Annotated in this window: 24 protein-coding genes; 17 read left to right on the top strand and 7 right to left on the bottom strand. The window is 59.6% G+C overall.

The features are described 5' to 3' along the window. Positions 1–28 precede the first annotated feature (28 nt). The 3 genes from thiD to hemL are packed head-to-tail and all read left to right on the top strand — an operon-like array spanning position 29 to position 2,739. Positions 29–790, top strand: coding sequence for a bifunctional hydroxymethylpyrimidine kinase/phosphomethylpyrimidine kinase (thiD, locus tag Q669_RS08205; protein ID WP_022991908.1), 762 nt, complete (start codon positions 29–31; stop codon positions 788–790). Continuing rightward, positions 778–1,446 carry a thiamine phosphate synthase gene (gene thiE / locus Q669_RS08200; RefSeq protein WP_014420465.1) on the top strand — a complete coding sequence of 223 codons (669 nt, stop codon included), beginning with the start codon at positions 778–780 and terminating at the stop codon, positions 1,444–1,446. Before thiD ends, thiE begins: the two co-directional genes overlap by 13 nt. A 12-nt stretch (positions 1,447–1,458) precedes the next feature. Next, positions 1,459–2,739: a glutamate-1-semialdehyde 2,1-aminomutase gene (hemL, locus tag Q669_RS08195; protein ID WP_014420464.1), complete on the top strand. Its 1,281-nt coding sequence runs from the start codon at positions 1,459–1,461 to the stop codon at positions 2,737–2,739. A 46-nt stretch (positions 2,740–2,785) separates the two neighbouring features. Here the strand turns inward: hemL and Q669_RS08190 are convergent, their stop codons facing one another. The 4 genes from Q669_RS08190 to Q669_RS08175 all read right to left on the bottom strand — a co-directional run bounded on the left by Q669_RS08190 (position 2,786) and on the right by Q669_RS08175 (position 5,836). Then, the gene (locus Q669_RS08190) at positions 2,786–4,057 is read right to left on the bottom strand and encodes a tetratricopeptide repeat protein (protein ID WP_227501069.1); all 1,272 of its coding nucleotides are present in this window, start codon (positions 4,055–4,057) and stop codon (positions 2,786–2,788) included. 114 nt (positions 4,058–4,171) lie between these two features. Beyond that, entirely contained in the window at positions 4,172–4,567 is a 396-nt protein-coding gene (locus Q669_RS08185; protein ID WP_022991906.1) for a hypothetical protein, read from the bottom strand. Continuing rightward, on the bottom strand, positions 4,564–5,238 hold the full coding sequence (locus Q669_RS08180; RefSeq protein WP_152525037.1) for a zf-HC2 domain-containing protein: 675 nt from the start codon (positions 5,236–5,238) through the stop codon (positions 4,564–4,566). The genes Q669_RS08185 and Q669_RS08180 overlap by 4 nt, the downstream gene beginning before the upstream one ends. Before the next feature lie 10 nt (positions 5,239–5,248). Beyond that, positions 5,249–5,836, bottom strand: coding sequence for an RNA polymerase sigma factor (locus Q669_RS08175; protein ID WP_022991904.1), 588 nt, complete (start codon positions 5,834–5,836; stop codon positions 5,249–5,251). A 197-nt stretch (positions 5,837–6,033) separates the two neighbouring features. On the opposite strand from Q669_RS08175, the gene Q669_RS08170 reads away from it, so the two are divergent. Next, positions 6,034–6,972, top strand: a complete 939-nt coding sequence (locus Q669_RS08170; protein ID WP_011784211.1) for a DUF4382 domain-containing protein — start codon at positions 6,034–6,036, stop codon at positions 6,970–6,972. A 60-nt stretch (positions 6,973–7,032) separates the two neighbouring features. On the opposite strand, the gene Q669_RS08165 is transcribed toward Q669_RS08170, so the two are convergent. Further along, a complete protein-coding gene (locus Q669_RS08165; protein ID WP_014420459.1) occupies positions 7,033–7,614 on the bottom strand; it encodes a tetratricopeptide repeat protein in 582 nt (193 codons plus the stop codon). Continuing rightward, positions 7,611–9,929 (bottom strand): penicillin-binding protein 1B, encoded by a 2,319-nt coding sequence (gene mrcB / locus Q669_RS08160; protein ID WP_022991903.1) that lies wholly within the window; start codon positions 9,927–9,929, stop codon positions 7,611–7,613. Before mrcB ends, Q669_RS08165 begins: the two co-directional genes overlap by 4 nt. A 130-nt stretch (positions 9,930–10,059) precedes the next feature. Here mrcB and Q669_RS08155 point away from each other — a divergent pair, with 130 nt between their 5' ends. The 3 genes from Q669_RS08155 to Q669_RS08145 all read left to right on the top strand — a co-directional run bounded on the left by Q669_RS08155 (position 10,060) and on the right by Q669_RS08145 (position 12,456). Continuing rightward, positions 10,060–11,640 (top strand): AAA family ATPase, encoded by a 1,581-nt coding sequence (locus Q669_RS08155; RefSeq protein ID WP_022991902.1) that lies wholly within the window; start codon positions 10,060–10,062, stop codon positions 11,638–11,640. 79 nt (positions 11,641–11,719) lie between these two features. Further along, a complete protein-coding gene (locus Q669_RS08150) occupies positions 11,720–12,088 on the top strand; it encodes a pentapeptide repeat-containing protein (protein ID WP_022991901.1) in 369 nt (122 codons plus the stop codon). Beyond that, positions 12,085–12,456: a Rieske (2Fe-2S) protein gene (locus Q669_RS08145; protein ID WP_022991900.1), complete on the top strand. Its 372-nt coding sequence runs from the start codon at positions 12,085–12,087 to the stop codon at positions 12,454–12,456. The genes Q669_RS08150 and Q669_RS08145 overlap by 4 nt, the downstream gene beginning before the upstream one ends. Here Q669_RS08145 and sfsA read toward each other — a convergent pair. After that, entirely contained in the window at positions 12,440–13,171 is a 732-nt protein-coding gene (gene sfsA / locus Q669_RS08140) for a DNA/RNA nuclease SfsA (RefSeq protein ID WP_022991899.1), read from the bottom strand. The two genes, Q669_RS08145 and sfsA, sit on opposite strands and share 17 nt — an antisense overlap. 172 nt (positions 13,172–13,343) lie before the next feature. Between sfsA and dksA the strand changes: the two genes are divergently transcribed. The 10 genes from dksA (at position 13,344) to panC (ending at position 23,632) form a co-directional block, all read left to right on the top strand. Then, the gene (gene dksA / locus Q669_RS08135; protein WP_011784204.1) at positions 13,344–13,784 is read left to right on the top strand and encodes an RNA polymerase-binding protein DksA; all 441 of its coding nucleotides are present in this window, start codon (positions 13,344–13,346) and stop codon (positions 13,782–13,784) included. Positions 13,785–13,831: 47 nt separating this feature from the next. Then, the gene (gluQRS, locus tag Q669_RS08130; protein WP_022991898.1) at positions 13,832–14,749 is read left to right on the top strand and encodes a tRNA glutamyl-Q(34) synthetase GluQRS; all 918 of its coding nucleotides are present in this window, start codon (positions 13,832–13,834) and stop codon (positions 14,747–14,749) included. 4 nt (positions 14,750–14,753) lie between these two features. Next, positions 14,754–14,930 carry a hypothetical protein gene (locus Q669_RS19715; RefSeq protein ID WP_011784202.1) on the top strand — a complete coding sequence of 59 codons (177 nt, stop codon included), beginning with the start codon at positions 14,754–14,756 and terminating at the stop codon, positions 14,928–14,930. Further along, positions 14,920–17,883, top strand: coding sequence for an ATP-binding protein (locus Q669_RS08120; RefSeq protein WP_022991897.1), 2,964 nt, complete (start codon positions 14,920–14,922; stop codon positions 17,881–17,883). The genes Q669_RS19715 and Q669_RS08120 overlap by 11 nt, the downstream gene beginning before the upstream one ends. Positions 17,884–17,890: 7 nt before the next feature. Next, positions 17,891–19,285: a sigma-54-dependent transcriptional regulator gene (locus Q669_RS08115; RefSeq protein WP_022991896.1), complete on the top strand. Its 1,395-nt coding sequence runs from the start codon at positions 17,891–17,893 to the stop codon at positions 19,283–19,285. 327 nt (positions 19,286–19,612) lie between these two features. After that, the gene (locus Q669_RS19280) at positions 19,613–19,900 is read left to right on the top strand and encodes a hypothetical protein (protein ID WP_141068050.1); all 288 of its coding nucleotides are present in this window, start codon (positions 19,613–19,615) and stop codon (positions 19,898–19,900) included. Between the two features lie 93 nt (positions 19,901–19,993). Further along, positions 19,994–21,361 (top strand): polynucleotide adenylyltransferase PcnB, encoded by a 1,368-nt coding sequence (gene pcnB, locus Q669_RS08110; RefSeq protein ID WP_011784199.1) that lies wholly within the window; start codon positions 19,994–19,996, stop codon positions 21,359–21,361. Further along, entirely contained in the window at positions 21,358–21,855 is a 498-nt protein-coding gene (gene folK, locus Q669_RS08105) for a 2-amino-4-hydroxy-6-hydroxymethyldihydropteridine diphosphokinase (protein ID WP_011784198.1), read from the top strand. Before pcnB ends, folK begins: the two co-directional genes overlap by 4 nt. A 137-nt stretch (positions 21,856–21,992) precedes the next feature. Next, positions 21,993–22,787 carry a 3-methyl-2-oxobutanoate hydroxymethyltransferase gene (panB, locus tag Q669_RS08100; protein WP_011784197.1) on the top strand — a complete coding sequence of 265 codons (795 nt, stop codon included), beginning with the start codon at positions 21,993–21,995 and terminating at the stop codon, positions 22,785–22,787. Beyond that, positions 22,784–23,632 carry a pantoate--beta-alanine ligase gene (gene panC / locus Q669_RS08095; protein WP_022991895.1) on the top strand — a complete coding sequence of 283 codons (849 nt, stop codon included), beginning with the start codon at positions 22,784–22,786 and terminating at the stop codon, positions 23,630–23,632. Before panB ends, panC begins: the two co-directional genes overlap by 4 nt. Positions 23,633–23,643: the final 11 nt, after the last annotated feature.

Genomic DNA, 23,643 nt, shown 5'->3' with positions numbered 1-23,643 from the left:
CAAAAGCTTCACCCGCCCCCACGTACTGGTGCTCTCCGGGCTGGATCCGTCTGGTGGCGCCGGCATACAGGCAGACATACAGGCCATCACATCCATCGGCGCCCATCCGCTGCCCGTGCTCACCTGCCTGACCGTGCAGGACACCCGCAACGTATATGGCGCCGAGCCCGTCAGCCCGGACCTGATCAAACAGCAACTGGAGTGCCTTGCCCAGGATACGCCCATCCACGCCATCAAAACCGGGGCGCTCGGAAATGCCGAAGTGGTGGAGGTACTGGTGGAGTTTGTGCAGAAGCATTCGGGCGTGCCTTTGATTGTCGACCCGGTGATCAAGGCGGCTGGCGGTGGCGATCTGGCTGATGATGCGCTTGTCACAGCCATGAAAGACAAACTGTTTGCCAGAGCTGAAATGATTACGCCCAACGGCATTGAACTGGCTCAGCTCGGCGGCAGCGACGATCCGGCAGAGGCCGCCCGCAACCTTTTGCAGACGGGCTGTGAGTCCGTGCTTGCCACCGGCGGCCACGGCACAGGCATCCACATCATCAACACACTGTATAACCACGCCCCGGAGCCCATGGAATGGGAGGTGGAACGGGTTGGCAGCAATGAATATCACGGCACCGGCTGCACGCTGGCAGCGGCCATTGCCGCCGGCCGGGCCATGGGACTGTCACCAAGAGCCGCGATTTCCCAGGCGCAGAATTACGTGCATCGGGCGCTGTTGCATGCACTGACGGTTGGCCAGGGCCAGCGGGTTCCCGACCGGGGTATTCTGTGGGAACGGTAAAGTCTCAGCTTCGACCCGGTCTTTACGCCATCACCGATAACCGGCTGACGCCTGCCGACATCCTGATTGCTTCGGTAGAGGCGGCTCTGGCCGGAGGCGCGCGGCTGGTTCAGTATCGGGACAAGGGATCGACAGCCTCTGAACGGCTGGTTCAGGCCAGGAACCTCAACAGCCTGTGCCAGGGGTTCGACGTTCCGTTACTGATTAATGACGACCCGGAACTTGCCGTCAGAGTCGGCGCCGCTGGGGTTCATCTGGGTCAGGATGATTGCTCACTGGTCGACGCCAGGCGCTTGCTCGGGGAGCATGCCATTATCGGCATCACCTGCCATCACAGCCTGAATCTGGCCCAGACAGCCGCTGACGGCGGTGCGGATTACCTGGCCTTCGGCCGCTTTTACGATTCGACTACCAAGCCCGGTGCGCCGCCGGCTTCGCCGGACGTTTTAACCGAGGCAAAAGGCCTCGGGTTACCCATTACAGCCATAGGCGGAATCACCGGTAACAACGCTGAGGCCCTGATCCGTGCCGGGGCAGACCTGGTTGCCGTAGTCGGCGGCCTGTTCGGCGGCCAACCCTCAGACATAGAAGCCCGGGCCAGGGCATTTCACCGCCTGTTCGCCCGGCATCATCCACTTTTTTCACTTTCCGAATAACAGGAGACAACCGTGAATCATTCCGAAACCCTCTTTGAACAGGCCCAGAAATATATTCCCGGCGGCGTAAACTCCCCGGTTCGGGCATTCCGTGGTGTTGGCGGTACTCCGGTCTTTTTCAAACACGCCGAGGGCGCCTATCTCTATGACGAGGATGACCGGCGGTACATCGATTTTATTGGTTCCTGGGGCCCGATGATCCTGGGCCATTCCGATCCCCGCATCAAAGCGGCGCTGCACGCTCAGGTGGATCTGGGTGTGGGTTACGGGGCCCCGACCGCCATTGAAACCGAGATGGCGAAAAAGGTATGCGAGCTGGTGCCTTCCATCGAACTGGTGCGCATGGTCAACTCCGGCACCGAGGCCACCATGAGTGCCATCCGCCTGGCCCGTGGCTACACCGGCCGCGACAAGATCGTGAAATTCGAAGGTTGCTACCACGGTCACGTAGATTCCCTGCTGGTCAAAGCCGGTTCCGGCGCCCTGACCCTGGGTGTACCGAACTCACCGGGAATTCCGGCCAGCCTGGCGGAGCATACCCTGACCCTGACCTACAACGATATTGACGAGGTTCGTGATACCTTCCGCCAGATGGGCGACCAGATCGCGGCCATTATCGTTGAGCCCGTAGCCGGCAATATGAACTGCATCCCGCCCGTGCCCGGCTTCCTGGAAGCGCTGCGGGAAGTGTGTGATGAGCACGGCACCGTGCTGATCTTCGATGAGGTGATGACCGGTTTCCGGGTATCGCTCGGCGGCGCCCAGGGATTCTACGGGGTGAAACCGGACCTGACGGCTCTGGGCAAGGTGATTGGCGGAGGACTGCCCGTCGGTGCATTCGGCGGCAAACGCGAAATCATGGAGCATATCTCGCCGCTGGGCCCGGTTTATCAGGCCGGCACCCTGAGCGGTAACCCGCTGGCAATGACCGCCGGGCTGACCACGCTGAATGCGATTTCCGAGCCCGGGTTCCACGATCGGCTGACGGAAAAAACCAATCGGGTGAAGGATGGCTTCAAGGCGGCAGCGGATGAAGCCGGCATCCCACTGGCGGTTCAGTCCGCGGGTGCCATGTTCGGCTTCTTCTTTACAACCGAACCATCCATCACGCGCTTTGACCAGGTGATGGCCTGTGACGTGGAACGCTTCAAGGCATTCTTCCAGGGCATGCTGAAGGAAGGCGTTTACCTTGCGCCCTCAGCATTCGAGGCAGGCTTTACTACCGCAGCGTTGTCAGATGAGGATATTGAATTCACTCTGGCAGCTGCGCGCAAGGTCATGAAAACGTTGTGAGGCACCATTGCCCCCGGGATCAATCCGGGGGCAAACCTCGGCTGGGCTAGAATACGCCCTCGAGGGAGAGCAACAGCGTATGCCGACGAAAATCGTATTCGTTGAGCTCACTCTGCTGATGACGGAAAAACCATTGCGGCCTTAATAACCAGCGCGCAGTGAGATCATACTCAGCCATCAGCCCTACTCCGGTCAGGACGTCTTCCCGCCTGCGCTCCACCAACATCCCCGACTCAACCCAGCGATGCGGCTTGCCATAGCGGCTGTGGCGAACCGATAGCTCACCCGCCAAGGCCAACTCCGACGACAGCTGATAATTCGCTTCCAGAATAAGCTCGTGCCTTGTGGGCGATACGCTGACAAACCGTTCGGGCACGTCCAGATCTTGCCGGTTGTTCAGTTCCAGGCGGTACTCGCCTGCCAGGTCAAGATCACCAAACGGATAACCCAGCCCTGCCTTCAGCTGGTACCACTGGCCATCGTAGGCCTGGTAGCCGTCACCACCATTCACCTGCTCCACGGCAAACGCCACGTCACACCTCAGATCTTCGGCAGGTGAACACTCGGCAGACCGGGCCAGAAACTCAGCACCCCAGCGGGTTTCCAGACTATCTCCGTCAAGCCACGAACGCGACACCACGGGCCGAATACCAACCGCCCAAAGCCCCCAGGCACGCATGACACCGAAGCGCGCCTGTAACAACTGCTGATCGTAATCGCCGTCCTCGGCATAGTGTCGGGCAAACGCGATCAGATCCAGCGAGAGCCAACGGTGGGCATCCAATGCATAGTCAACCGAACCGGCGGCTATCACTTCGCCAAGCGCACTTCCCTGATTACTGGCGGAGTCTTCAGGAGTTGCCGAGAGATTGCTGTCGTAACCTGCGCCCAGGGACAAATAGCCGTAGGCATCCACTCGGCGTTCGCCCTGAAGAAGTGCCACGCCGTCGAGTTTTGCCAACTGCTGTTCGGCAAGACGCTGGACAGACTCCGGTGGTGATGCCGCAAGGCTTTCCTCAAACCATTTACGGGCTTCCCCTGGCCGATCATCAGCAAGGGCGACCAGGCCCAGGTTGTACGTGGCCAAGGCGCGATCGTCACCGTCCAGTAAACGGGAAAACCACTGCCGGGCCGCCGGATAATCCCCCAGCCGATAACAGACCACGCCCAGATTGTAATGCAGTGACGGAGACTGAACGCCCAGCTCTGCAGCCAACTGGAAACTTTCCCGGGCCTGACCAAGGTTGCCTTGCTGAAACTGGACCACGCCCTGGGCCAGAGCTTCGCTTGCCCCATCAGAGAAAGCGGATTGGGCCAACAGGGGCTGACCGAGAAGAAACAAAAAGATGAAGAGGAGACGCAAGAACAACCCCGGGTTCAGTCAATAAATAGAAAACCGTTGACGGAAACCGAGGTTACCACAAGCTTTGAGTTACGGCTTCGAGGATTGAGGCGGACGTTCCGGCTTTTTGCCAGGATCAATATCGGGGCGCTTGTCGGAACCAGGCCGCTCCGGCCGGTTTTCACGAACGTCGCGGGCACGCTCTGACATGGACTGACCAAAATCCCGCCCTTTTTCACGGGCCTGCTCGCGAATTTGCTGGCCCGGCGGCTCACCATCGCCACGTCCAAGCCCGGAGGAACGACGCTCCAGTGCCGGTAGCTCCGGCAACCGAATTTCACGGGCAACCGATTCCGTTACGTCCTCATTCTCACCAACCAGCCGCATGGTGACGTCAAGATCGTCCCGGCCAAACGCCGGCGCGGACATCAGGGCAAGTATAAGGCCAGCGGTTGCGAAGCCAAGGGATCCGTTATAACCACTCATGTTGCAGGCTCCTTAACATCCACAGGGGCATGCCGGCTCGCCCCCGGGTAATCAGGTATGGTGGCCCGAAAAACTTTCTGCCGGCCTTCAGCATCCAGCTCGGCAACAAGCTCGCCGGCCCCGGGGAACATAATCCGCAGGGGTAATGCCAGCACATTGTCACCCTGTTCCAGGCTCACCTGCCAGCGCACCTGATGCTGCCCGGGCAAGCCTGCGATTTCCACATGAGGCGGCAGATTCAAGGTAAGGGTAACGTCATCCAGGGGCTCTCCCGCCGTGAATGCAAGGCGTACGGTTCTCTCCACCGGCGCGACAACGGGGGTGTCCACCACCTCCGCCACAGCGACAGCCTCATCAGGTTGCCACAGTCCGGACTGCCCGATGAACAACCCCAATGCCAGTGCTGCCGCCACCGCGCCACCCCAGGCCATGTGTACACGCCGGCCCGAACCGGAAGACAACTCCCCAAACACCCGCGATTCAAAATCCGGGGCCGGCGGAGGCACATCAAACTGCGCAGCCATCCGGGACATCAACACTTCTTCCATATCACAACGACGCCGGCACCGAGGGCAACGTTGCAAATGCTCACGCACCACTGCCGCCTCATTCTCGGAGAGTGTCGCCCTGACATAATCAGGTAATTGTGATCGAATGCTTGGACAGGACATGGTCATCACCTCACTCTTCAACACGCCGGACGTCGCTTCCCGGTTCCATGCGCTGCTGCAGGTATTTTCTCAACGTGGCGCGGCTCCGATGTAATCGCGACTTCACGGTACCAACCGCAACACCCAGTACCGCGGCCACATCCTCCTGTCTCCAGCCGTCAACATCGTGCAGAAGCAGCAAGGTTCTCTGATCTGGCGAAAGCCGGTCCATAGCTTCGTCCAGCATGAACCCCAGGCGAGACTGATCGAAGACATGTTCTGGCGTGGCATCATCAGATTCCAGCGCATCGAACCAATCCGCCTGGTGGTCCGCCTCCACGAGTTCACTGGCTGCCCGGTCGGCACGGCGCCCCCTGCGGCGAACCGAATCCACAAACTGACGATAAAGCACACGGTTCAGCCAGGGCCGAAGCTGTTCCACCGTCTCAAGTTCGGATAATCGGGGATACAGTTTGACGACCACATCCTGCACCAGATCCTCAGCGTCCTGACGGGTTCCGGTCAAACGGTAGGCAAACGCATACATCCCCTCGAGGTGGGGCTGAACCAACCGATGGAAACGTTTCTGTGCGGACGGGCGGAAAGGGAAAATTGCCAAAGACCAACTGCCTGATCGAAATTCTGGAAGAGGGCAGTCTATCTTACGCCCGCCCTGTGTGCACTTCAGGCGATAATGACGGATTTATGGCCGGATGTTAATGCAGCAACCGGAACCTTTTTCAAACCCTCTGCGTTGGGTTCTGACTGGCACCCAACGACCAGGCCAGAACTGGACCAAAAAAACCGGAGGGTTTTATGAAGCAAATGAGCAGAGTATTTGTCGTTTCTGCGCTGGCCAGCGCACTGGTGGCATGCGGTGGTAGCGGCGGTTCCTCATCATCGGGTGAGACCGGCTCGGTCTCCGTTGGACTGACCGACGCCCCGACCATGGAGCTGTCCAGCGTCAACATCGCGTTCAATGCCATCCGGCTCAAGCCGGCCGACGGTGACTGGCTGGAATTCAACCTTGATGAAACCGGTGTGGTTGACCTGCTTACACTGCAAGGCGGCGTAACCGAGCCACTGATCACCAACGAGGAAGTGCCGGCCGGGGTCTATAACGAAATCCGGCTGATTATCGACACCGACAACTCCTACGTAACCAAAGAAAGCGATGGCGGCAGCCAGTTCACCCTTGCCGTTCCCTCAGGTGAGCAGAGCGGACTGAAACTGAAAGGCGACTTCGTGGTGGCGGCTGATTCCAGCAACAACTTCACCATCGATTTTGATGTGCGCAAATCCATTGTGAACCCGCCAGGCAACGCGCTCGCCGATTACATGCTCAAACCCGTGCTTCGACTTGTGGACAACCTGGAGGTTGGCGCCATTGAGGGGACCGTTGATTACGCAACGATTGCCCAAACAAGAGGCACTGACGACGCAGAAGGCACGTTGGCGGATTGCGAGTACAGCGGTGCGGTCTACGTCTACGAAGGCGCTGATGTCGAACCGATTGACCTGAACGTCAGTCGCGATGGCGCCAACCCGTTGATGGTGGTTCCGGTCACCGCTCAGGAATCCGGATCATTCTATGAGTGGACCGCAGCATTCCTGACCGAAGGCCAGTACACCATCGCCTACAGCTGCCAGCTGGACAACAACGAGACCGATGAAACCCTGGAGTTTGATGGGCAACAGAACGTCTCCGTTGTTGCCGGCGAAACAACCGTGGCAGACCCCATACCACAGCCCTGATTTTGCTGTGGCGTTCAGAGACCAGGGACGGTCTCTGAACATTCATTCCGTCAACCCGAGTTACAGCGCCGCGGCCCTGGCCTCAGCCTGATCGGCCCCCGCCACGTTACCGCGAGCCCGGCGGATATCCGCCAGCAGCAACCAGCCCGAACGCTGCATGCGTTCATCGTTGCCCGCCAACGAGAGTCCCTTCAGAGTAAACTGCTCCGCAGCCCCCAGATTGTCCCCGGCAACGTAAGCCTCGGCCAACTTGAAATAGACTTCGGAAGATCTTGGCGCAATGCGCTGGGCACGTTCCAGTCGGGCGATGGCGCCGGCGGAATCACCCTGCCGAAGGCGCTGATCAGCATCACGCACCAACGTGAGCGCGGCGGCCGGCAACTGGTCACCGGATTCGCTGTAGCTGGGCGCCCGGGTGCTCGGCGAGTCCGGCTCAGTGACCGTCGGTTGCTCGCTCTTGCGCCATACCTGTTCGTCCTGTTCATCAGGAATATTGGTGCGTGGTGGTTCCGGCGCCGAACGGCGGTCATCGCCCCCCACGGGCACATAGATGGAGCCGCCACCCGGCCCGGTGGCGCAACCACCGGCCAGGCCGACAAACAGGGCCAGACAGGCTGACCGTATAATCACTTGTTTATTCATTGAAACAATCCTTCAAACCAACCTCGAATTTGCCGGCCAAGACTGCCGTTGCAGCCTGTGTGCTGTTCCGGCTCGCTGCCGGCGATAAACGGAATCAGCCGGGCATTGTCGCAGTTTTCGCCGGTCAGCGCCTGTTCGCCCGGGTTCACCCAGTGATACTGAACGCCATCGGGCATCACCGGTGAGAAACCGTGCTGGGGAATCTGCGCCATGGTGGCAGACCAGACCGGCAAGGCGCCGGAAGCCCCGGTCAACGCGGTCGGGCCGTTATCATCACGGCCGACCCAGGCGACCGCCAGCAGGTCGCCACTGAAACCGGCGAACCAGGAATCACGGCCATCGTCAGTAGTACCGGTCTTGCCCGCCAGTGTCAGGGAATCCGGTAACCGGTAGTAGGCTGACCGGCCCGTGCCTTCCTGCATGGTTTCCTGCATAACGTACTGCACCAGGTGCACCGCGGCAGGATCGGCCACCTGATCCACCTTCAGGCTGTACCGTGACAAGGGCTCATTGGCGGCATCGGTGACTTCCCGAATGGTGCGCAGGGGTGTATTGAAACCGGAGGTTGCCAGGCCCTGATACAGCTGCGCGACATCCACCGGCGACAGGGAAATGGCACCCAGAAGCATCGACGGATAATCCGAAATAGGCGTGGTCACCCCAAAGGCCCTCAGCGTCTCCTGCACCGCCGGTATGCCCACATCCAGCCCTACACGCACGGCCGGCAGGTTGTACGAGCGGGACAGAGCTTCGTGCAGGGGCACCTGACCACGCTCCTTGCCATCATAGTTCTGTGGCTGCCAGCGCCGACCATCGTCAAACTCGAGGGTGAAGGCCTTATCCTGAACCGGCGAAATCAAGGTGTAGCGCTCCGGCTGAGACAGCGCCGTCAGGTAGATAAACGGCTTCACCAGCGAACCGATAGGCCTCCGGGCGTCAACTGCCCGGTTAAAACCGGCGAAGCGGGGGTCTTTGCCCCCCACGAGCGCCAACACCTCGCCGGTATCCTTGGCGGTGACAACCACCGCCGCTTCCAGCGCCTCGGCCACCTCTCCCGATGCCAGGCGAGGCAAGGTATCGGTTGCGGCCTTCTCAGCGGCCTGCTGAACTTCCGGATTCAGGGTGGTGAATATTCTCAGGCCCTCGCTCTGCAGGTCTTCCTCCCGGTAGTCCCGCGCCAGGTGCCGGCGCACCAGATCGATATAGGCCGGGTAGCGATTATCGGTATAGGACGGTTTTGCGCTGAGGCCGAGAGGCCTTGCACTCGCCTCCCTGGCCTCTTGCCCGGAAATCACCCCGGCCTCCGCCATTTCGTCCAGCACCAGGTTACGCCGCGCTTTGGCCCGCTCCGGGTGCCGGCGCGGATTGTAATAACTGGGGCCTTTGACCATGCCAATCAGCAGGGCAATCTGGTGGACATCAATATCCTTCAGCGACTCGCCGAAGAAAAACTGGCTGGCCAGGCCAACACCATGAATGCTGCGAGTGCCTGCCTGGCCCAGATAAACTTCATTCAGGTAGGTTTCGAGGATGTCGTCCTTGTCGTAGTGCAGCTCCAGCAATACCGACATCAGGGCTTCGTTGCCCTTGCGCAGAAGGGTTTGCTCCCGGGTCAGGAAAAAGTTTTTCACCAATTGCTGGGTCAGTGTGCTACCGCCCTGAACTATACGACCGGCCTTGATGTTCGCCACCATCGCCCGCGCAATGGAGAGTGGCGCGATGCCGAAATGCTCGTAGAACTGCCGGTCCTCCACAGCCATCAGACCGGCAATCATGGCCTCTGGCACCTCATCCAGCTCCACCAGAATCCGATCCTCCCGGTGGGACGGGTATATTCCGCCAATCTGAGCCGGCTCCAGCCGAACAATCGGAGAGCTGTCGCCCTCCATTACGGAAAACGAATCTACCCGATCGCCACGAACCGCCAGCGAAAGACGCCGTCTCGGCTCCTTGCCATCCGGGAAAGAAAAATCCCGGGTGCTGATGACAAAACGGTCGCCATTTCGCTGCCAGGTTCCGGGCCGACGACCGTCGCCCGAGCGATAGCCTGCCAGCTCCAGTTCACGCACCAGCGCGGCGGCGCTGATACCGGCACCGTCGTAGAGTTCCAGGGGCCGGGCGTACACCCGGGAGGGCACTTCAAAGCGACGTCCTTCGAAGCGGGAGGTCACCACGGCATCGAGATAGACCATCCATCCCGCCAGCAGCACAAGGCACAGGGCAGCTGCGCGAAACAGAAAGCGCCAGAGACCGGAGCGTTTGCGGCGAGGACTGGATTCGGTTTTTTTCTTGCGGGGAGGTGTTTTTTTACTCATGGCGGGATTATATCGAAGGGGGCACCGCTATCGGCAGGTCTGGTGTGTGTTATTTCTGTAATCTGCCCGTTATAGTGGAGCTCTCCAAAAAACGAAAAATCAACAACTTCAAGGATTCCAGGAGCACAACGTGAGCGCCAACGGCCCGGATACACTGATCAAGGCACTGCAGAACCCGGAACTCTACGATCATCCGGTCAAAGAATTCCGCGTGATTGAAACCCATATCTCACAGGTTCTGCTTACCGGTGACTTTGCCTACAAGATCAAGAAACCCATGGATTTCGGGTTCCTGGATTTTTCCACCCTGGAACGCCGCAAACGCTTCTGCGAAGAAGAACTGCGCCTGAACAGCCGTCTGGCGGCCGAACTCTACCTTGAAGTGGTACCCATTACAGGCACCCCGGAGCAACCTCAACTGGGCGGTGAAGGCTCCCCCTTCGAGTACGCCATTCGCATGCGCCAGTTCGATCAGAACCAGCTGTTTGATGTGCGCCAGGAACGCGGCGACCTGCCAGCAGAGCTGCTCACCAATCTTGCCCGCCAGGTTGCAGACTTTCACAAAAGCCTGCCACCGGTCGCCGATGAAAAGCCCCTGGGCACCCCGGAGGCGGTGTATGCCGCCATGCAGGAAAACTTCGACCAGATCCGCCCCATGCTGGATGATGCCGGGTTACTGGCGCAGCTGGACAACCTGGAAGACTGGACCCGCACCACCTTCGAACGCTGCCGGGACTTAATCGCCCACAGACGGGAAAACGGGCTGGTGCGCGAATGTCATGGCGACCTGCACCTGGCCAACATTACCGTGTTCAATGATCAGGTGACGGTGTTTGACTGCATCGAGTTCAACGAGCCGTTCCGCTGGATCGACGTGATGAATGATCTGGCTTTCCTGCTTATGGACCTGGAATCCCGCCAGGAACCGGCGCTGGCGAACCGGGTGCTGAACACCTACCTGGAATACCGCGGTGATTTTGAAGGCCTGGCCTTGCTCCCCCTGTACAAGGCGTACCGCGCCATGGTGCGGGCCAAAATCGCCCTGTTCACCCTGGGCAACCCGAACCTGAGCGAGGCCGAGAAAACCGACCTGATGCAGCGTTACCGGAGCTACGCCCAACTGGCGGAGGATTACGGCGCCATACCGAATCATTACCTGCTGGCCACCACCGGCCTTTCCGCCAGCGGCAAGACCTGCGTGAGTGCCGCCATGGCGGAGGAACTCGGGCTAATCCGGCTGCGCTCTGACGTAGAGCGCAAGCGCCTGCACGGTCTGGGGCCCCTGGACGACAGCAAATCGGGCCTGGGTACCGATCTTTACAGCCCGGAAGCAACCGAAAAAACCTACGCGCATCTGGCAGAGCTGGCCGGAGAGCTGCTGGCTTCAGGGCTGTCTGTCATTGTCGATGCGGCCTGCCTGAAAGAGAAGGAGCGGGCTCAGTTTGCCGGTGTGGCCGAAAATCAGGGGGTCCCCTTCGCTCTGCTGCATTGCGAGGCGCCGGAAGCTCTGCGCCGGGAGTGGGTGCGCAAACGCAAAGGTGATGCCTCGGAGGCAACGGAAGAGTTGCTGGATGCTCAGCAAAGCTGGTTTGAGCCGCTGACCACTGAGGAGAAAACCCACACGGTGCACCTGCACACCGAGGATGAGCACGTTGCCGAGGCGGTTGCTGATCGCATCCGCCAGCATCTGGGCATGGCCGGGCCGGCCTGATCCGAGCTGCCCTGCCATTTTGGCAGGGCGCACTATACTGACACTAAAAACAAACCCTGCTGTCCGTGCGAGGTGCAAGATGGACGATATTCAGGAAAGCGATCTCCAGCATATAGACCACCCCCTGTATGACCTGCTCCGTAGCGAGGATATGGACGCCTTTAATGCCGAGAAAGCCAAACTGAGCGAGCTTCCGAGCTTCGCCCGTGGCGATTTCCGCGGGCTGGACCTGCGCGGCATGGACGCAAAGGGCCTGGACTTCCGCCATGGCTACTTCCGCGGCGCCGACCTCCGCGGCATCGATTTCTCGAAATCGAGAATGGAAGGAGCCAGCATTGCCAGCGCCAAGATATCCGGCTGCTATTTCCCGCACCGCCTGGAAGCCGACGAAATCGTGATGTCACTCAACCACGGCACCCGTATGCGTTACGCCATCCTGCCCAAATGAGTGCCCACGCAGCCAACTGGCAAACCGTCGCGGCGGCGAGTGAGCTTGTTCCCGGCCAGTTCCTGGAATTTCGCCTGAAAGAGAAAGCGAAAGAACCGGCCGGCATGCCCCTCACCGGTTTTGCCTTTCTGGATGGCACCACACCCCGAGCCTACCTCAACCTGTGCCCTCACCTGGGCATTGAGCTGAACTGGATGCCGGGCCGATTCATGGACAGCGACAATCTGTTTATCCAGTGCTCCACCCACGGTGCCCTGTTCAAACCCGGTACCGGTGAATGCATTGCGGGCCCCTGCCAGGGCGATGCGCTCTCCGCCCTGGACATTCGCCTGCACGATGGTGAGGTGCAGGTCAGGGTTCCAGACTGACCGGCACCTCCTCAACCAGCTCCAGGCGCCCCGAAGGGTTGCCATCTTCACCGGCCAGTGCAGCCCGATAGGCGATCACCTCTACCCCGGCTTCGCAGGCTTCTCGAAGCAGCTGACCATAGCGGGCATCAATATGATCCGCAGGCCGGACCTGCTCGATTCCGGTGTGGTTCACCACAAAAAACAGCACTGCCCGGTCTCCGTTCTGAACCTGAGCCATTAGCTCCCTCAGATGTTTCTGGCCACGCTCGGTGACGGCGTCCGGGAAATAGCCTTCCCCACCCTCGGCCAGGGTAACGTTTTTTACCTCCACCCAGGCATCGGGATCGTGATCATGGCCCGACAACAACAGATCGATCCGGCTTTTCTCCGAACCGTAACGCACCTCCGCCCGGCACTGAGCGTAGCCGGCCAGGCTCTGAACCACACCGGCTTCGATAGCGGCGCGGGCCTGAGCGTTGGGGCGGACCGTATTGACGCAGGCAAGCACCCCCGGCTCCGTCTCCACCAGCTCCCAGGTGTACTGGAGCTTACGCTTGGGATTGTCACTCCGGCTCAACCACACCCGGGCATTTTCCGGCTGGCACCCCAGCATGGAACCGGTGTTGGGGCAGTGGGCGGTTACCTCAGTGCCATCCGGCAATTGCACGTCCGCCAGGAAGCGTTTGTAGCGGCGAATCAGCCGCCCTTCTACCAAAGGTTCAGGAAACTTCATGTGCTCTCCGCAAAAAGTACGTGTCACAAGGCTGGCACCCCTGTGACTTATCTGCTATTTTCCGCAGATTCCCGTTTCAGGACGAATGCTATCCAGGGTAAAACCGCGCAGCCACACTGGCGCGGAGGGAAGCAAAGCGTTCTTGTGAAGTACAAACAAGAGGCCGGGTTCAATGGCAAACACTGCAGAACAACCACGCGAACGTTTTACCAACTTCACCCCTTATGAAATGAAGAAGGGTGAAGACTACATGAGTGCGGAAATGCTCCAGCACTTCAAAGATCTGCTGCTGCAATGGAAGCAGGAGCTGATGGAAGAAGTCGACCGCACCATGCACCACATGCAGGAAGACGCAGCAAACTACGCGGATCCCAGCGATCGCGCAACCCAGGAAGAAGAGTTCAGCCTGGAACTGCGCACCCGCGACCGCGAGCGCAAGCTGATCAAGAAAATCGACCAGACCATCGATCGTATCGACAAGGACGACTACGGTTTCTGCGACCAGTGTGGTGTGGAAATCGGCATTCGTCGTCTGGAGGCCCGTCCGACGGCCACTCTGTGCATCGATTGCAAGACCCTGGCTGAGATTCGCGAACGCCAGACCGGCATCTGACGCTGCCCCGGGCCGGCGGCGAGTCCTCCGCCGGCCCTTCTACGCCTATGGCGACTTCACGTTATCGCGGGCGGTTTGCCCCTTCCCCCACCGGCCCACTGCACTTTGGTTCCCTGGTAACGGCTTTGGCCAGCTGGCTGGAAGCAAAGCATGCCCGCGGTGACTGGCTGGTTCGTATCGAAGACCTTGACCCACTAAGGGAACCCCCGGAAGCCACCGGCCAGATACTGCACTCACTGGAATGCCACGGCCTTTTCCCCGACGAGCCCGTCCGCTTTCAGTCCCGGCGCCATGACGCCTACCAGCGCACCATCGAAACTCTGCTGGCGCAGGACAAAGCCTATCGCTGCCGGTGCTCACGCAAACAACTCAAAGACAACCACGGCTACCATCCCAATCGGTGCCGGCGAGGTGACACCAGCCCCGGGGATGGCCCATACGCCGTTCGCTTTGCCCTCGAAGATGAAGCAAGTCACTGGCAGGACGATCTGCTTGGCCCCCAGGTACAGATGGTGCACGCCGAACTGGACGATCCGGTCATTCTGCGCAAGGAAGGTTTCTACGCCTATCAGCTGGCAGTCGTTGTCGACGATATCGACCAGGGCATCACTCATGTGGTTCGCGGCTCTGACCTGCTCGACATGACCGCGCAGCAACAACAGGTCTTCCGGGCCCTGGGTGCCGAGCCACCCCACTGGCTGCACATTCCGGTAATCGTCAATGAACAAGGCCAGAAACTCAGCAAGCAGACCCACGCTCCGGCCCTGGATGACGATCACCCTGCCCGCAATCTCTTTCTGGCACTTCAGGCCATGGGGCAGCAACCGGAGCCGACACTCGCTCTTGCCACGGTTGAAGAAGTTCTCAATTGGGCCGAGGCCCACTGGCAACGGAGCGCCATTCCCCTGACATCCGGGCAGGCCCGTGGTATAACCGGCGGGACACTTTCGCCTTCGGACCGATAACCCGATGTATATCTACCGCCTGGTATTTCTGCTGGTACTGGCTATCTATATTTTTTCGCCCAATATCCTGGATTGGTGGACATCGCCGGAGAATGCCTGGTACAGCCCCTTCGTGATCTGGGGTGGGCTGATTGCTATCGGTTTCTGGCTGGAATGGCGGCGGGATCCCAATGAGTTTTAGCGCCACCGGCCTGCTCCTGGCCAGCCTGTTTTATCTGATCGTTCTGTTCGGCATTGCCTGGGGCACCGAACGGGGCACGTTATTGCGTCGCTGGGTTCGCCACCCACTGATCTATACCCTTAGCCTTGGGGTTTATGCCGGCATCTGGGCCGTCTACGGCGCCATTGGTATGGCGGCGGACTCCGGCTACGGCTTCCTGGCCTATTACCTGGGCATCAGCGGCGCCTTCCTGCTGGCACCGGTTTTGCTCAACCCGATTCTCCGCATAGGCCGCGCCTACCAACTGACGTCGCTGGCCGATCTTTTCGCCTATCGTTACCGCAGCCAGTGGGCGGGCACCCTGGTCACCCTGTGTTCGGCTGCAGCCATTCTGGCCTTGCTGAGCATGCAGATTCAGGCAGTCTCGGTTTCCGCCAGCCTGCTCGCCCCGGATGCGCCGCCGAAAGTTATCAGCGTCATGTTTAGCCTGATCGTGGTGCTGTTCACCATGCTGTTTGGTGCCCGTCGCCATCAGGCCTCCGGCAACCATCAGGGGCTGGTACTGGCCATCGCCTTCGACTCCCTGGTGAAAGTGGTTGCCCTCCTGGTTTTAGGCGGCGTTATCCTGTTCTCGGTTTTCGGTGGTACCAATGGGCTTGAGGCCTGGTTGGCGGAAACTTCACATCCGGAAGCCACCATGACCATGGCAATTAATGACGGAAGCTGGCGGGCACTGCTGCTGATGTCGTTCGCCGCGGCCCTGGTGCTCCCCCACATGTACCACATGACTTTCAGTGAGAACCCGTCCCCCCGTGCCCTCGCGAAGGCCAGCTGGGGATTGCCACTGTACCTGCTGCTGGTCGGCCTGCCGGTGCCGCTGATTGTCTGGGGTGGCCAGGCGCTGTCGGTTGACGCTCCGCCGGCCTTTTTCAGTATCGGCGTAGCCCAGGCCCTGGAGAGCCCCGTCCTGACCATGGCCATGTACATTGCCGGGCTTTCCGCCGCCAGCGGACTGATGATCGTCAGTACCCTGGCCCTGTCCGGCATGGTGCTTAACCACGTTGTTCTGCCGCTCAAGACGCCCCGGGATCAAGGTGACATCTATCGCTGGCTGCAGTGGGTCAAACGCCTACTGATTGCCGTCATCCTGTTTCTGGCCCTGCTGTTCCATGAAACCATTGGCCAGCACCTGGACCTGTCTATTCTGGGCGCCATCTCGCTCTCCGGCACACTGCAGCTGCTGCCGGGCGCGCTTGGCGTCATCTACTGGCCCGAAGGCAACCGCCGTGGCCTGATTGCCGGCCTGTTTACCGGCCTGTTCATCTGGTTGATCACCTTGGTGTTGCCGTTCTCGGTGGCGGCAGACATCCTGTCCTGGCTTGAGCTGCCGGTTACGCTCGGCTACGACAACTGGCACCTGTTCACCTTCGTCAGCCTGACCGCCAACATCAGTGTGTTCGCGCTGATCTCAATTCTCAGCCCGGCATCACCGGATGAAACCAGTGCCGCTCAGGCGTGCTCGCTCGGCGCCCTGTCCCGGCCGCAGCGGCGGGAACTGCTGGCAGCATCCTCCAACGAATTCGTGCAGCAACTGGCCGAGCCACTGGGCATCCGGGTCGCCCGTCGGGAAGTGGAGCGGGCCCTGAACCAGCTCAAGCTCCCCAATGTCGAGTTCCGGCCTTACCAGTTGCGGCGGTTGCGGGATCAAGTGGAAATCAACCTGTCTGGCCTGTTGGGGCCTTCGGTCGCACGGGACATCGTCAAGCGCCACCTGGGCTTCAAACCGCTGACCCATGGAGGTACCGGACAGGATATTCGCTATGTGGAGCGAGCGCTGGGTGATTACCAGAATCAGCTCACTGGCCTGGCCGGCGAACTGGACAACCTTCGCCGCCACTACCGGCAGACCCTGCAAAACCTGCCCATCCCCGCCTGTTCAGTGGGTGAAGACGGCGAAATTCTGATGTGGAATCATGCCATGGAGAGCCTCACCAACATTTCCGCCGAGGAAGTGGTCGGGGCCAAGCTGCTGGCACTGCCGGAGCACTGGCACGCCCTGCTGGACGATTTCAATCGAGGCGACGACCTGCACCGCTACAAGCACAGGTTGGATCTTCGCGGCAAGCCACATTGGCTGAACCTGCACAAGGCGGCGCTAAGCGGCCCGGATCACACCGAAGGCGGCTCGATCATCCTGGTGGAAGACCAGACCGAAACCCGCCTGCTGGAAGATGAATTGATGCACAGCGAACGACTGGCCTCCGTAGGGCGCCTCGCGGCCGGCGTCGCTCACGAAATCGGTAATCCCGTCACCGGCATCTCGTCTCTGGCCCAGAACCTGAAACTGGAAACCGATGATCCCTCCATTCTGGAAACCGCAGACCAGATCCAGCAGCAAACCCGACGCATATCCACCATCCTGCAGTCGCTGATGAACTTCGCACGTACCGGCAACCACGCCCACGCCAACCGTTATGAGCCGGTCAGCCTGCACCGCTGCATTGATGAATCCATCAACCTGCTGTCGCTCAGTGACAAGGGGCTCGGCATCAGTTTTCTGAACGAGTGCCCCGCCAGCCTGCAGGTGCTGGGAGATGAACAACGGCTGGTGCAGGTATTCATCAACCTGCTGGCCAACGCCCGGGACGCCTCCCCAGACGGCGGTACCATCCGGGTTGCTGGAAAGGCCGACGGCTACTCCGCTATCATCGAGGTCATTGACGAAGGCTCCGGCATACCGGCAGACCAGCTGGATCATATTTTCGAACCGTTTTACACCACCAAGGCCCCCAACAAAGGAACCGGGCTTGGCCTGTCACTGGTGTACAGCATCATTGAAGAGCACTATGGCAACATTCAGGTGGAAAGCCCGGCCAATCCGGAAACCGGCCTGGGCACCTGCGTGAGACTCCGCCTGCCTGCCTACGAGCCTGATACCGACAGCGGTTACAGCAGCCCGAACGAAAGGTCGTGAACACCCTATGCCCCGTATTCTGATTGTTGAAGACGAAGACATTATCCGCTCGGCGGTTCGCAAACTTCTCCAGCACGCCGGCTATGAGGTGGCAGATGCTGTCTCGGTGGAAGAAGCCGAGGGCCTCGACCCGGACAGCTTCGACCTGGTCATCACCGATCTGCGCCTGCCAGGCGCCGCCGGTACGGAAATGATCAACCGCGCCCCCAACACGCCGGTACTGATCATGACCAGTTATGCCAGTTTGCGGTCCGCGGTTGACTCCATGAAGATGGGCGCCGTGGACTACATTGCCAAACCCTTCGACCATGACGAAATGCTCGCGGCTGTAGAGAATATTCTGGCACGCAAGTCTTCGGCTTCCTATGAAACAACCGGTTCTGGTGATGCCACCAGCCCGAGCGGGCCCGATTCGGACCCATCCGAGATCATGTTTGGCCAGTGTGAGCCCATGCAGAAGGTGTTCACCCTGATTCGCAAAGTCGCCCCCACCGAGACCACAGTGCTTATCCAGGGCGAATCCGGTACCGGTAAGGAACTGGCGGCACGGGCTCTGCACCTGCTCAGCCCGCGGGCCAGCAAACCGCTCATCTCCGTAAACTGCGCAGCCATTCCCGAAAGCCTGATCGAATCGGAACTGTTTGGCCACGAGAAAGGCGCCTTTACCGGCGCCGTCTCGGCTCGCACCGGCCTGATTGAAGCGGCGGACGGTGGAAGCCTGTTCCTGGATGAAATCGGCGAACTCCCTGCCGAAGCCCAGGCCCGATTGCTGCGGGTGTTGCAGGAAAGCGAGATTCGCAAAGTGGGTTCGACCCAGAGCCGGACCGTGGACGTGCGGATGATCGCCGCAACCCACCGAAACCTGAAAGCCATGACCAGAACCGGCGAGTTCCGGGAAGACCTTTACTACCGACTGAATGTAATGCAGATCCGCATACCGCCCCTGCGGGAACGTCGCGCCGACATTCTGGGCCTGGCCCGCCGATTCCTGAAACGCCAGGCCAGCAAGCTTGGTCGTCCGGAGCTGTCTCTGAGCCCGGAGGCCATGCAGGCCCTGGAACGCTACCGCTGGCCCGGTAACGTCCGGGAACTGGAAAACGCCATCGAACGGGCCTCAATCCTGACCGATGGCGATGTCATTACCCCGGCGGTACTGGACCTGGACAGCGACTCCGCCGACGAGTACATCCCGGAAACCCTGGTTGAGGGCAATAATGAACAAACCCCTGCAAGGGATGTCGATTCGTCCAACGATCTGTCGCTGGAGGATTACTTCCAACACTTTGTGCTTGAAAATCAGGACCGGATGAGCGAGACCGAGCTGGCACAGAAGCTGGGCATCAGCCGGAAGTCACTTTGGGAGCGTCGGCAACGCCTGGGCATTCCCCGCAAAAAAGCCTGACCCAAAGAATGAACCTAGAATCAGTTGTTACCACCTGTTCCTCTCGGTAACACTTCCTGTCCAAATCATGAGACCCAGGTAACACTTTCAGGAGATACGGGGTAACACTTACAAACCTCATTTTTACAACCCCTTGTTTAACAAGACTTTTCAAAAACTGGCACGACCACTGCACTCTAATAAGCGCACAACAACAAAAACAAAAGTGACAACGCAGCGCCAAAACAAAAACAAATAGCTGCACGAGCGCCCGGCAACAAAAACAAGAACAGGGTGCAAGCGAACTGAGTGTTTTGGGTACTATGCTTTTTAGGGGTCCCACGACACGTGCGAGTTGTAGATGTAGAGAAGAATCGTCTTCCAGGCGACACTGCAGATACTCCCATAACCCGCACCGTGTTCCTGGCCGCTCTATGTATTCAAAGCTTTCCGTTTGCATTGCTTAAGGTCCTTATCTTGGGGACAACACAGTGGGGTAAAAGAATCAAAAAGAATCCCGGCAACAACAAAAACAATGCAGATCGTCAACGCTTTCAGGGCGGATTCGTGAAAACGGATCCGCCTTTTGATTTTCCGGACTGCCAAAAACAGCCTTCCCTCAACAGGCCTCCATGACCACTTTATTCACTGGCATTTCCGTCAAACATGTGCAATTCCTGCGCAAACCGTTAAAATCCCCGTTTTTGCGCTTCGCAAACACGGAATTCCATGCCTAAACGACTTGTTGAAAAACTACGCTCCTTCATTCCCGGCAACGGGAAGAAGAAAGCCCGCCACTACCAGCGGCAGGAGATCCCGCGGGATCAGCACAACGTCTCCCGCTCCATGATCAGTGAACCGGCCAAGAAGGTACTGCACCGTCTGAACAAGTCCGGCTACGAGGCCTATCTGGTGGGCGGTGGCGTTCGCGACATTCTCCTTGGCGGACAACCCAAAGACTTCGACATAGCCACCAACGCAACACCCGAAGAAGTTCACGACCTGTTCCGGAACTCCCGCCTGATTGGTCGCCGCTTTCGCATTGTGCACGTGGTGTTTGGGCGGGAAATCATCGAAGTAACCACCTTTCGTGGTAATGCCCGGGATACCGATGACGACCTGGCCGACGACGAGCACAAGACCAGTGAACATGGTCTGTTACTGCGGGATAATGTCTATGGCAATCAGGAAGAAGACGCACTGCGGCGCGACTTCACCATCAATGCGTTGTATTACTGCATCCGGGATTTCTCCATTATCGACTTTGCCAACGGTGTGCAGGATCTGAAAAACCGTCAGATCCGCCTGATTGGCGACCCGGAAACCCGCTATCGGGAAGATCCCGTGAGAATGCTGCGCGCCATTCGTTTTGCGGCCAAACTCGATTTCGAGATTGAACCGGAAACAGAGGCCCCCATTCGGGAGCTGGCCCCGCTCTTGGCGCACATCCCTCCGGCCCGGCTGTTCGATGAAGTCCTCAAACTGTTCTCCGCCGGCCACGGCGAGGCAACCTATCGCCTGCTTCAGGATTATGGGCTGCTGGCCCCACTGTTCCCGGAGACCGCCCGGGCACTGGTTGCCGGCGAACCCGATGAACTGATACTGCAAGCCCTTCGCAACACCGATGCCCGGATTGCCCAGGGCAAATCAGTGACCCCGTATTTCCTGTTTGCGGCCATGCTCTGGCCGGCTCTGCAGGTGGAATGGCGCAGGCGCCAGGACAATGGCGATCCGGTTCAGCCCGCGCTGCACGGCGCCATCGGCAAGGTGATCGGGCGCCAGGTGCAGGCAACCGCAATACCGAAACGTTTCTCGGGCCCCATGAAAGAAATCTGGGAACTGCAGATGCGGCTACCCCGTCGCCAGGGCAAACGTGCGTTCGGTACCATGACCCATCCGCGCTTCCGGGCGGCCTACGATTTTCTGCTGGTGCGGGAAGCCGCGGGCGAAATTGAGCCGGGCCTCGGGCAATGGTGGACGGAATTCCAGCAGGCGGATGAGCGTGCGCAGGAAAAAATGCTTTCCGAGCTGGGCTCCGGTGGTCCGAAAAAGCGCCGTCGCAAGCGCAAACCTGCAAGAAAACCGCCCCAGCCATGACAGTCGATGCCTATATTGGGCTGGGCAGCAATCTGGAACAGCCTGCAGCCCAACTGGCAAGAGCCGTGTCGGAACTCGCGGGCTTACCCAAATCCACACTGGTCGCGCAATCTCCGTTCTATGCCAGCCGCCCCGTCGGCCCGCAGGATCAACCAGATTTCGTTAACGGTGCCGTTCATCTGCGTACCGATCTTTCTGCCCACGAACTGCTGGATTGCCTGCAAGCTATTGAACAGGCCCACGGCCGTGAGCGGCTGAGGCACTGGGGACCACGCACCCTGGATCTGGATCTGCTGCTGTTTGGTCAGACAACCCTCAACGACGCGCGCCTGACCGTTCCCCACGCGGAACTGGCCAACCGTGATTTCGTCCTGCAACCCCTGCTGGACCTGGCCCCGGAACTGGCACTGCCGGACGGCACCACCGTTGCGGAACTGCGCCGAGATTGCCCGGACAACCAGCTGCGCAAGCTGCCAGCCCAGGCGCACCCCTGACCAGGTTCCTTATGGCATCCAGGTGAGGAAGACCATGCTACTCTTGTGTCTGATATACCCGGGATTTACATTAACGCTCTGAGCACCGGTCGACCCCGGTCCAAAACTGGCCCATCCACCCAAAAGGCAAGGATTCTATGGCAGTTACCATCAATACCCTGCGGGAATACAAGCAAAAAGGCGAAGCCTTCTCTGCACTGACCTCCTATGATGCAACCTTTGCTCAGGTTGTCAGCGAGGCTGGCGTTGATGTCATCCTGATTGGCGACTCTCTTGGTATGGTGCTGCAAGGCCACGACAGTACGCTCCCGGTCACCATGGATCAGATGGTGTATCACACCAGCTGTGTCGCCCGCGGTAACAAAGGCGCCCTGATCATGGCCGATATGCCGTTCATGTCCTACGGTACCGTTGCCGATGCACTGGACAATGCTGCGGAGCTGATGCGCGCCGGCGCCCACATGGTCAAGCTGGAAGGCACCGACTGGATGAAGGACACCATCGAAGCCCTGAGTGAACGTGGTGTGCCTGTTTGTGCCCACCTGGGCCTGACGCCACAGTTCGTCAACAAGTTCGGCGGCTACAAGGTACAGGGACGTGATGAGAAGGCCGCCGAGGCCATGATTGAGCATGCTTGCGAACTGGAAGCCGCCGGTGCCGATCTCATCCTGCTGGAGTGTGTACCGGCCCCGCTCGCCGCTCGTATCACCCAGGCCGTGAAGGCGCCGGTCATCGGCATCGGAGCAGGCTCGGATACCGATGGCCAGGTACTGGTACTGCACGACATGCTGGGCGTCACCACCGGCCGCAAACCCCGTTTCGTGAAGAACTTCCTCGCCGAGACCGACTCCATCCCGGAAGCCATTGCGGCTTATGCCCAAGCCGTCAAAGCACGCACTTTCCCAGCCGAGGAGCATACGTTCAAGGCATGAGAACCGTACACTCACTCAAAGAACTGCGCACGATTCTGCGGGGCTATCGCCAGCAGGGTAAGACCATCGGTCTGGTACCCACCATGGGCAACCTGCACGAGGGCCATATCTCGCTGGTGCGCAAGGCGGCCGAGGCCTCCGATATCGTCGTCACCAGTATTTTCGTGAACCCGATGCAGTTCGGCGCCAATGAAGACCTGGACACCTACCCGCGAACCCTGGTTGAAGACCAGGAAAGGCTGGCGGCAGCGGGCAATACTCTGGTCTTTGCCCCGGGCGTTGAAGAGATCTACCCGGAAGGGCTCGCCAATCAGACCAAGGTGGTGGTTCCCGAAGTCAGCGAGGGCCACTGTGGCGCCAGCCGGCCGGGCCACTTTGAAGGCGTGGCCACCGTGGTTACCATGTTGTTCAACATGGTTCAGCCCGACATTGCCGTGTTTGGCGAAAAGGATTTTCAGCAGTTGGCGGTGATACGCAAACTTGCCCGGGATCTGATGATTCCGGTGGAAGTGATTGGCGCGCCGACGGTGCGGGAAGACGATGGCCTGGCGAAAAGCTCCCGTAACGGCTATCTGTCCGAGCAGGAGCGGGGCATCGCTCCGGTGGTGTTCCGGACACTCCGTCATACCGCTGACCAGTTGGCACAGGGACGCACCGACTACAGCATCCTCGAGCAGGAGGCACGCGATGCACTGTCTGAGGCAGGGCTCAGGCCGGACTATTTCAACATCGTCAACAGCCTGACCCTGAAGCCCGCCAGCAAGGATGACCGCGAGCTCACACTACTGGTCGCAGCGTTCCTGGGTACCACCCGTTTGATTGATAACCTCTCGATCACGCGCTGAAACCTTACTAT

The organism is Marinobacter sp. C1S70, assembly GCF_000475355.1.
In the GTDB taxonomy this organism is placed as follows: domain Bacteria; phylum Pseudomonadota; class Gammaproteobacteria; order Pseudomonadales; family Oleiphilaceae; genus Marinobacter; species Marinobacter nauticus.
Note: the sequence above shows the minus strand (reverse complement) of the source record. Positions and strands in the feature narration are given on the sequence as shown.

What these genes read in the sequence shown, in the direction of transcription:
- pcnB (WP_011784199.1), top strand. Translation starts at nt 19,994, where the DNA reads ATGCCTAAACGACTTGTTGAAAAACTACGCTCCTTCATTCCCGGCAAC.
- folK (WP_011784198.1), top strand. Translation starts at nt 21,358, where the DNA reads ATGACAGTCGATGCCTATATTGGGCTGGGCAGCAATCTGGAACAGCCT.
- Q669_RS08165 (WP_014420459.1), bottom strand. Translation starts at nt 7,614, where the DNA reads ATGAATAAACAAGTGATTATACGGTCAGCCTGTCTGGCCCTGTTTGTC.
- Q669_RS08185 (WP_022991906.1), bottom strand. Translation starts at nt 4,567, where the DNA reads ATGAGTGGTTATAACGGATCCCTTGGCTTCGCAACCGCTGGCCTTATA.
- Q669_RS08115 (WP_022991896.1), top strand. Translation starts at nt 17,891, where the DNA reads ATGCCCCGTATTCTGATTGTTGAAGACGAAGACATTATCCGCTCGGCG.
- mrcB (WP_022991903.1), bottom strand. Translation starts at nt 9,929, where the DNA reads ATGAGTAAAAAAACACCTCCCCGCAAGAAAAAAACCGAATCCAGTCCT.
- Q669_RS08180 (WP_152525037.1), bottom strand. Translation starts at nt 5,238, where the DNA reads ATGTCCTGTCCAAGCATTCGATCACAATTACCTGATTATGTCAGGGCG.
- gluQRS (WP_022991898.1), top strand. Translation starts at nt 13,832, where the DNA reads ATGGCGACTTCACGTTATCGCGGGCGGTTTGCCCCTTCCCCCACCGGC.
- Q669_RS08150 (WP_022991901.1), top strand. Translation starts at nt 11,720, where the DNA reads ATGGACGATATTCAGGAAAGCGATCTCCAGCATATAGACCACCCCCTG.
- Q669_RS08170 (WP_011784211.1), top strand. Translation starts at nt 6,034, where the DNA reads ATGAAGCAAATGAGCAGAGTATTTGTCGTTTCTGCGCTGGCCAGCGCA.
- panC (WP_022991895.1), top strand. Translation starts at nt 22,784, where the DNA reads ATGAGAACCGTACACTCACTCAAAGAACTGCGCACGATTCTGCGGGGC.
- panB (WP_011784197.1), top strand. Translation starts at nt 21,993, where the DNA reads ATGGCAGTTACCATCAATACCCTGCGGGAATACAAGCAAAAAGGCGAA.
- Q669_RS08120 (WP_022991897.1), top strand. Translation starts at nt 14,920, where the DNA reads ATGAGTTTTAGCGCCACCGGCCTGCTCCTGGCCAGCCTGTTTTATCTG.
- Q669_RS19715 (WP_011784202.1), top strand. Translation starts at nt 14,754, where the DNA reads ATGTATATCTACCGCCTGGTATTTCTGCTGGTACTGGCTATCTATATT.
- dksA (WP_011784204.1), top strand. Translation starts at nt 13,344, where the DNA reads ATGGCAAACACTGCAGAACAACCACGCGAACGTTTTACCAACTTCACC.
- Q669_RS08145 (WP_022991900.1), top strand. Translation starts at nt 12,085, where the DNA reads ATGAGTGCCCACGCAGCCAACTGGCAAACCGTCGCGGCGGCGAGTGAG.
- sfsA (WP_022991899.1), bottom strand. Translation starts at nt 13,171, where the DNA reads ATGAAGTTTCCTGAACCTTTGGTAGAAGGGCGGCTGATTCGCCGCTAC.